Origin of the sequence: Lactobacillus sp. HMSC08B12, from assembly GCF_001808415.1 — a bacterium.
In the GTDB taxonomy this organism is placed as follows: Bacteria; Bacillota; Bacilli; order Lactobacillales; family Lactobacillaceae; genus Lactobacillus; species Lactobacillus delbrueckii.
Map to the genome: position 1 here is coordinate 1 of NZ_KV793100.1, position 6,820 is coordinate 6,820.

The following is a 6,820-nucleotide window of genomic DNA, read 5'->3' on the forward strand; positions in this document are numbered from 1 at the left end:
CTTAAGATATCAGTATGACACTACACTAGGCGTACATGAAATTGGAGAAATGGTTGAAGCGCGAATCAGTAATGCTGATTTATTCTACGCGATTCTAAATAGCGATATAAACTTCTATGTTGGGAATGACGATATTCTGTTTTCGGTTATTTTTCAGTACGTTCCTGATAAAGATGCTGAAATCGAACAAATTAATGAGGTTAACCGTAGTATATATAGAAAAATGCTTTCAGACGGTGAGTATTATTTCCATGGATTTGACATTATGGTTAACGGTAGTAAAAGGTTTGTTTTACGGTATAACAGCGGAAATATTGATGTAACCGAAAAAGAATTGCGTGCTGCGGTGAACTATATTAAAAAGTTGGGGAAGGAGATAGCTCATGAATAAGTTGGATCTTGTAAGGCAATATTTAGATAGTGAAAAAATCACTGGCACTAAAATTTTCTATGGGAGTTGTATTGAATCACATTCAGACGCAAAAGATGTTGATGTATGTGTAATAACGAATCAAACTGTAGACGAGGATTTTTACCATAGATATAAAAAATTTCTGATAGAAAACAATATTGTAATTGACGAAGAAGTAAGATATGAAGATAAGCTGCTTTTGAGTGAGAGCAAAATAAGCAACGCCATCAAGAATTATGTGAATCAGCCGGAATGTTTTGACTTAGAAGCCGACTATCCTCAAGTTGTAGATAGATTGGTTGTCAACATCTTGACAACCAAAGTGAAAGTATTTGATGATAATGGCGTATACGACGAATATAGCAATCAAGCTTGGGAAGAAGTACTGAAGAAGTTTACTAGTTTGGGAGGAAATACTTTTTCTGACTTTACAAAACTATTTCAAATCAACCAGAATTACAAGTCATTTTGGGGATATTCACCGAAAGTCGTTGATGACTTGTTCAATAGATTTTATCGCTACCATTCAAGCAATAGGGCAATTCGACTGTTAAAAGAGAATGTGATTAAGCATCCGCAAAGAATTGCCGTATTTTCAGAAAATAGGAATCTTACTTACGAAGAATTAGACAAATTATCGGATAATATTGCCAACAAGCTGCTCGAATTTAATTCAGACTATGTTGTTGTGAATTATCCGCACACATATGAACTGTTGCCAATAGTTTACGGAATTTTAAAAGCCGGTAAAATTTATATCCCTGTTGACAACACCAGCCCACTTACTGAAATTGAGCCTATTCGCAAAAAATTTAAAGACAGTATCTACATTAGCGAAAATGCTTCTGACCTCGCAGTTTCAAAAGCACTTGGCATGGAACACAGGATACTTGATTACTCAGAAAATGAACTGGCTTATATAATCCATACTTCCGGCACAACGGGAGTTCCTAAAGGGGTATGTGTGACCAAAAATAACTTGAATTACATATTGGAAGCATGCCAGTATATTGCGCCAGTAAGTAGTAGAGATTGCTACCTATTTTCGACAAGAGATACCTTCGACGTTTCAATAACTGAAATTTTTGGCTTCTTATATAACGGCGGAAGCGTGTGCGTCTATTCCGCTAAAAACAAGGACTTTTATAAAGAATTTCCTGATTTGATTGAGAAATTCGGCATTACCCATGTTGCGTTGTCTCCTTCTGTATTGGGACTTTTGCTAAAGCTGGCTGATCAAGAAGATCTTCGAAAAATTGATAAGTTGAAGTACTTATTAGTGGCCGGTGAAGAGTTTAAATATGAACTCCTAAAGCTGGTTTTAAAAGATTTGAAAAAAGTCAACGTCTATAACGTATATGGCCCAACAGAAACAACCGTTTACGCCACGTACTTCAATGTAAGGAATACCCCTAAAAAACTGCAAAAAGTTCCAATTGGAGAAAATCTGCCTGGGGTTAAAACTATGCTGGTTAAAGATGAATTGCTGATAGGCGGGAAAGGGGTATCTGCAGGTTACTTCAACAATGCTGAACAAACTGATCAGAAGTTTGAAAAAATTGACGGAGAAGTATTCTACCATACGGGTGACATTGTCGAAAAACAAGATTCTTTGCTCGTGTACCGCGACAGAAAAGACAGTCAGGTTCAAATTCATGGCATTCGAGTAGAATTAGGAGATATCAGAGCAAATATATCTAACATTATTGATGATCCGACACGGGACATTGAAGTAGTTTTTTATAGTGATTCCTTGATTCTCTTTTATACGGGCACAAAAATTAGTGATTTGAGAACAATGCTGGAAAAGCATATGGTATCTTACAAGATTCCTTCTAAATATATCAATGTCAAGGGATTTCCATTAACTTCAAGTGGGAAGGTAGACCGGAAAAAGCTTTTAAGCGGGATGAAGGAGTCATCTATCAGCAGCAACGATTCCAAGAAAAGCGGCATAGGCATATATAATACCGTGAAACACATAGCAGAGTCAGTAATGAATCAAACAGTAGGTTCAGAAGAAAATCTTTTAGACATTGGTTTAGACTCTCTGCGCTCAGTTGAATTGGTATTGGAATTAGAAAAAAGGCTGAACATCGATTTAAGTGCTTTTAATATCTACATGTCCCCAACGGTTGACAAGATAGCTTCATTTATAGAAAACATGACGACATCACCTGCTTCTAAAGCAGACAAGGAACTGTTTAGAGAAAATGAAATAAAGAATATTCCTATAACTAGGAAGGTGGAGTATACGTATCCTGCTTTTTTCTATGCTAGGATATACAATTCCTTGGGCTTTAATAGTCAGTTAACGGGAAAGATTTATCTTGGAAAAGATTCAATCAGCTATGAGGAAATCTATCATAAACTTTCTAAGGTAGAAGTATTTAAATCAGTTTTGTCAGAAGATCTGAATACTTTTAAGGTTTTGGACACGCCTGTAAATATTTCCAAATATGAAGTTGCTGATGCCAGAATAGATATTTCAAAAACTTTGAGTGACTTGGTCAAAACAAGTATTGAGAATGGCGGATTATTGTATAAATTTGTTCTGCTTGAAGATGAAAATGAGTCTGTTCTCCATTACTCCATTGACCATAGCATTTGTGATTCATCATCATTGGATGCATTGGAACGATACATTCTTGGCATATATGACTCAAGCCAAACTTACTCGTCGTATATTGAAGAGGTCTATTCCAGAAACCATCTGGAAGAAATTTTAAAAGAGATGGCTAAGTTTGAGCAACAGGATGACCGTAAGGTAGCGGAAACTTTTAAGCGGCTTGAAGATCGGGTTAATTTTGTCAGCCTCACATATTTGAACAATGATACTAAAAATGTATATGCTGAAATTTTGCTGTACTTAAGAGACAAACTCTTGAACAAATTTGCTTTGAATAATGTCAAAGTTAATCTGATCTACAATATTCGGAAGTTTCAAGAAAAACTGGACTTCACCACAACAATTGGCGACTTGCACCTGGGGTTGACGTACAGCTTAACTACTGATGATGATATCGATGAGCAGTTGACCGAAACAATAGCTTTTTATCAAAAAAACATGTTTAACCCTAAAGCTGTAGGCTACAAGCATTTTCCAAATCTAAATTCAGATGAGGAAAGAATTGTGAGATGTTTTGATGATACAGTTTATGTTTCGATAGATTATCTTGGGGTCGTTTCGCGCAAGGAATTTAATACAATCAAGCAGTCAGCAATTGAAACAAATACCGAAATTAAAAAGCTGAACGGAAGCAAATTAAATATAACGGCCTACATTGTTGATAATCGCTTGGAATTGATCATGTCCAAGGCGCTTGATTAGCAGCAAGATACTAAGAAAGGGGCTCTGGCATGAAAGCAGAGAACAAAAATATCAGCCTATTGGTAAGCAGCAGAACGATCTCTAAAATAGGCGATGTTATGTTTGACTTTGCCAACAATACTTTTTTAGCAGGAATTAATCCAAATTCCCTGTTTCTGGTAGGCATTTACCAGTCACTGGAAAGCTTAATCGGCATTTTCCTTAATCTATTTGGTGGTGTGGTTGCAGATAGCTTTAACCGAAAAAGAATTGTCATCGCGACTGACTTTTTAAGTGGTCTGGCTTGTATTTTGCTATCTTTCATTACTAAAGAAAAATGGCTAATCTATGCCATTGTCGTAACCAACATTATTTTAGCCATTATGAGTTCATTTTCTGGGCCAGCTTATAAAGCCGTAACTAAGGAAGTTGTAAGAGAAGAGCAGATCTCTCGTTTAAACTCTTTGTTAGAAATAAGCAGTACGATAGTAAAAGTTACAGTACCAATGATCGCGGTATTTTTGTACAAAATACTTAAAGTGCACGGGGTGCTGCTGCTAGATGGAATAAGCTTTACGCTTGCGGCCTTGTTGGTTCACTTTATCACTCCAGTAAAGGAAGATCCGGCTGTAAATAACAAAGTTACTGTTCGAAGCGTGATGAATGATATGCTGCTAGGCTTTAAATATATTTTTGACCATAAACAGATCGCAATTATCATTCTCTTGTCAGCTCTAGTGAATTTCATGCTTGCAGCTTACAATCTATTACTGCCTTATAGCAACCAAATGTTTAGTGGCATGCCTAAGGGAATGTACGGGATGTTTTTAACGGCAGAAGCTATTGGCGGATTACTTGGAGCAGTTTTGAGTGGCTTTCTCAATAAAAAAATGTCCAGCATGTGGTTAATGTGCTTTTTGGGCGGGTCAGGACTTGCACTCGCCTTGGCGCCAATTTTGTACTTTTATTCACACAACCAGATTATCGTTTCATTATCCCCCGCGCTTTTTAATCTGCTTTTGACTATTTTTAACATTCAGTTTTTTTCAATCGTGCAAAGGGAAGTAGACAACGAATTTCTAGGGCGGGTTTTTGGAATTGTATTTACTGTTGCTGTTCTCTTCATGCCAATCGGCACATGGATTTTTTCAATCATCTTGCAAGCTAAAAATTCCTTGAATTTCTTGTTTGTGGGACTGATGATTGCTGCTTTATCGGTACTTTTTGCTCTTCTTTTAAAAAAGTATGCGGTAGAAAATAACTAACTATGTAACCCCCGGGATTAGGACCCTAATTTCGGGGGTATTTTCATGCCTAAAAACGCTGGGAAATGTTAAACTTTTTTGTAAGCGAATTCTTTTTATATAGTAGAAAACAGAAACGAAGGAGCAATAAAATGAGTCTGACTGTCAACCTTTACTACCGCGGCCAAAATGGTTCTGCCCGCAAGTTCGCGGCTGAGATGGAAGAAAGCGGCGTGGCCAGCGCCATCCGGGCCGAAGAAGGCAACCTGCGCTATGAATACTTCCAGCCCCTGGATGACCCGGAAACCATCCTTTTGATCGACAGCTGGGAAGACCAAGAGGCACTGGATGCCCACCACGCTTCAGCAATGATGGGCCAATTGGCCAAGCTTCGTGAGAAGTATGACCTGCACATGAGCGTTGAGCGCTATGTTTCAGCAGAAGAAGCGGCTGGCGACGAGCAATTTATCAGAAAATAAAACATACTAATCTAGTGTTGGATGATTACTCGACGGAGTAGTCGTTCAACCCTTTTTCTTTTACTATGTAAAGTGGAGATGAAGCCAATGCCGTGAGCTCTTTGGACACATGATGTCGTAAATAAAACTGGCAGCTTCACCATTCAATTGAGAATCTCGTCTAAGTATGTTGGCTGTTAAAGTCCGGTTGAGAAAATTAGATCTGATTGAATTGGGTGAAGGAAGCTCATCTCCAAGTAAAGCGGAGGTTTATGAGTGACCCTGCTTTCCCTTATATTCTTCAGCCTATTGCCGAAGATCGATTGAAAAAATGCATTCTAATAGTTGAATTCATTTTTTGTGGTTAAGCTAACACTAGCTTGCCCCGCTCGGGTAGAGTTTTGCATGAGATGCGCTCGCTACGCAATAGCCCGTCGGAGGTTTTTCTAGCCGGATAATAGGCGCAGAAAAATAGCAGTTCTCCCAGTAGGAAGGGAGAACGCTACTACCTCGTAGAGCCCACACTTTACCTTGTAAAGTATAGTGGGTTATACTTTACTTGGGAGTAATCACCGAATTCCAGTTAGAAACTATTTTGTAACTACGTTTTGAGGAGGATAAAATGCTTTCTTACGTCCGGCATTACCCACTAGCGATAGCTAAATTAATGTGTCTGTGCTCCCCTAAAATCTGCTGATTTATTACTGACTAATACAGGAGTTTTTTTATGGGACAGACAATCATATCTGCTATTGGTGTTTATATTTCCACCAGTATAGATTATTTAATTGTTTTGATTATTTTATTTGCACAGCTATCACAGAATAAACAGAAATGGCATATTTATGCGGGGCAATATCTAGGCACGGGCTTACTTGTAGGGGTGAGTTTAGTTGCTGCTTATATCGTCAATTTCGTGCCTGAAGCATGGATGGTTGGATTGCTTGGTTTAATCCCTATCTATTTAGGGATTCGCTTTGCAATTGTTGGAGAAGGTGAGGAAGAAGAAAAGGAAGAAATTATTGAAAGATTAGAACAAAGTAAGGCAACTCAACTGTTTTGGACAGTTACATTGCTGACAATTGCGTCTGGCGGAGATAATTTAGGTATCTATATACCTTATTTTGCTTCGTTAGATTGGGCACAGACCCTCGTGGCGTTGCTTGTGTTTGCAATCGGCGTAATTATCTTTTGCGAGCTTAGTCGGGTGCTATCCTCTATTCCGTTAATATCCGAGACAATTGAAAAATACGAGCGAATCATTGTGCCCTTAGTATTCATTCTACTTGGACTATACATCATGTATGAAAGTGGCACGATAGAGACTTTTCTAAACTTTATTTTATAGATAAAAAAGCCCCTTAAATGGGCAATGTCATTAAGTTAAGGCATTGAC

The 6,820-nt window shown here is 38.0% G+C and carries 4 protein-coding genes and 1 pseudogene; all 5 read left to right on the forward strand.

Annotated features, from left to right (window positions below):
* Positions 1-391, forward strand: a pseudogene (locus tag HMPREF3168_RS00850) (pyridoxal-dependent decarboxylase); the annotation flags it as partial.
* Positions 384-3,743, forward strand: a complete 3,360-nt coding sequence (locus HMPREF3168_RS00855) for a non-ribosomal peptide synthetase (protein WP_070488011.1) — start codon at positions 384-386, stop codon at positions 3,741-3,743. The pseudogene HMPREF3168_RS00850 and the gene HMPREF3168_RS00855, both read left to right, overlap by 8 nt.
* A 29-nt stretch (positions 3,744-3,772) precedes the next feature.
* The gene (locus HMPREF3168_RS00860; protein ID WP_070488013.1) at positions 3,773-4,987 is read left to right on the forward strand and encodes an MFS transporter; all 1,215 of its coding nucleotides are present in this window, start codon (positions 3,773-3,775) and stop codon (positions 4,985-4,987) included.
* Positions 4,988-5,118: 131 nt separating this feature from the next.
* Positions 5,119-5,445 carry a putative quinol monooxygenase gene (locus tag HMPREF3168_RS00865; protein WP_070488015.1) on the forward strand — a complete coding sequence of 109 codons (327 nt, stop codon included), beginning with the start codon at positions 5,119-5,121 and terminating at the stop codon, positions 5,443-5,445.
* Between the two features lie 706 nt (positions 5,446-6,151).
* Positions 6,152-6,772, forward strand: a complete 621-nt coding sequence (locus tag HMPREF3168_RS00870) for a CadD family cadmium resistance transporter (RefSeq protein WP_035175443.1) — start codon at positions 6,152-6,154, stop codon at positions 6,770-6,772.
* Positions 6,773-6,820 lie beyond the last annotated feature (48 nt).

Excerpts from the sequence above, each read along its gene's own strand:
- HMPREF3168_RS00855 (WP_070488011.1), top strand. The coding sequence starts at position 384 with ATGAATAAGTTGGATCTTGTAAGGCAATATTTAGATAGTGAAAAAATC.
- HMPREF3168_RS00865 (WP_070488015.1), top strand. The coding sequence starts at position 5,119 with ATGAGTCTGACTGTCAACCTTTACTACCGCGGCCAAAATGGTTCTGCC.
- HMPREF3168_RS00860 (WP_070488013.1), top strand. The coding sequence starts at position 3,773 with ATGAAAGCAGAGAACAAAAATATCAGCCTATTGGTAAGCAGCAGAACG.
- HMPREF3168_RS00870 (WP_035175443.1), top strand. The coding sequence starts at position 6,152 with ATGGGACAGACAATCATATCTGCTATTGGTGTTTATATTTCCACCAGT.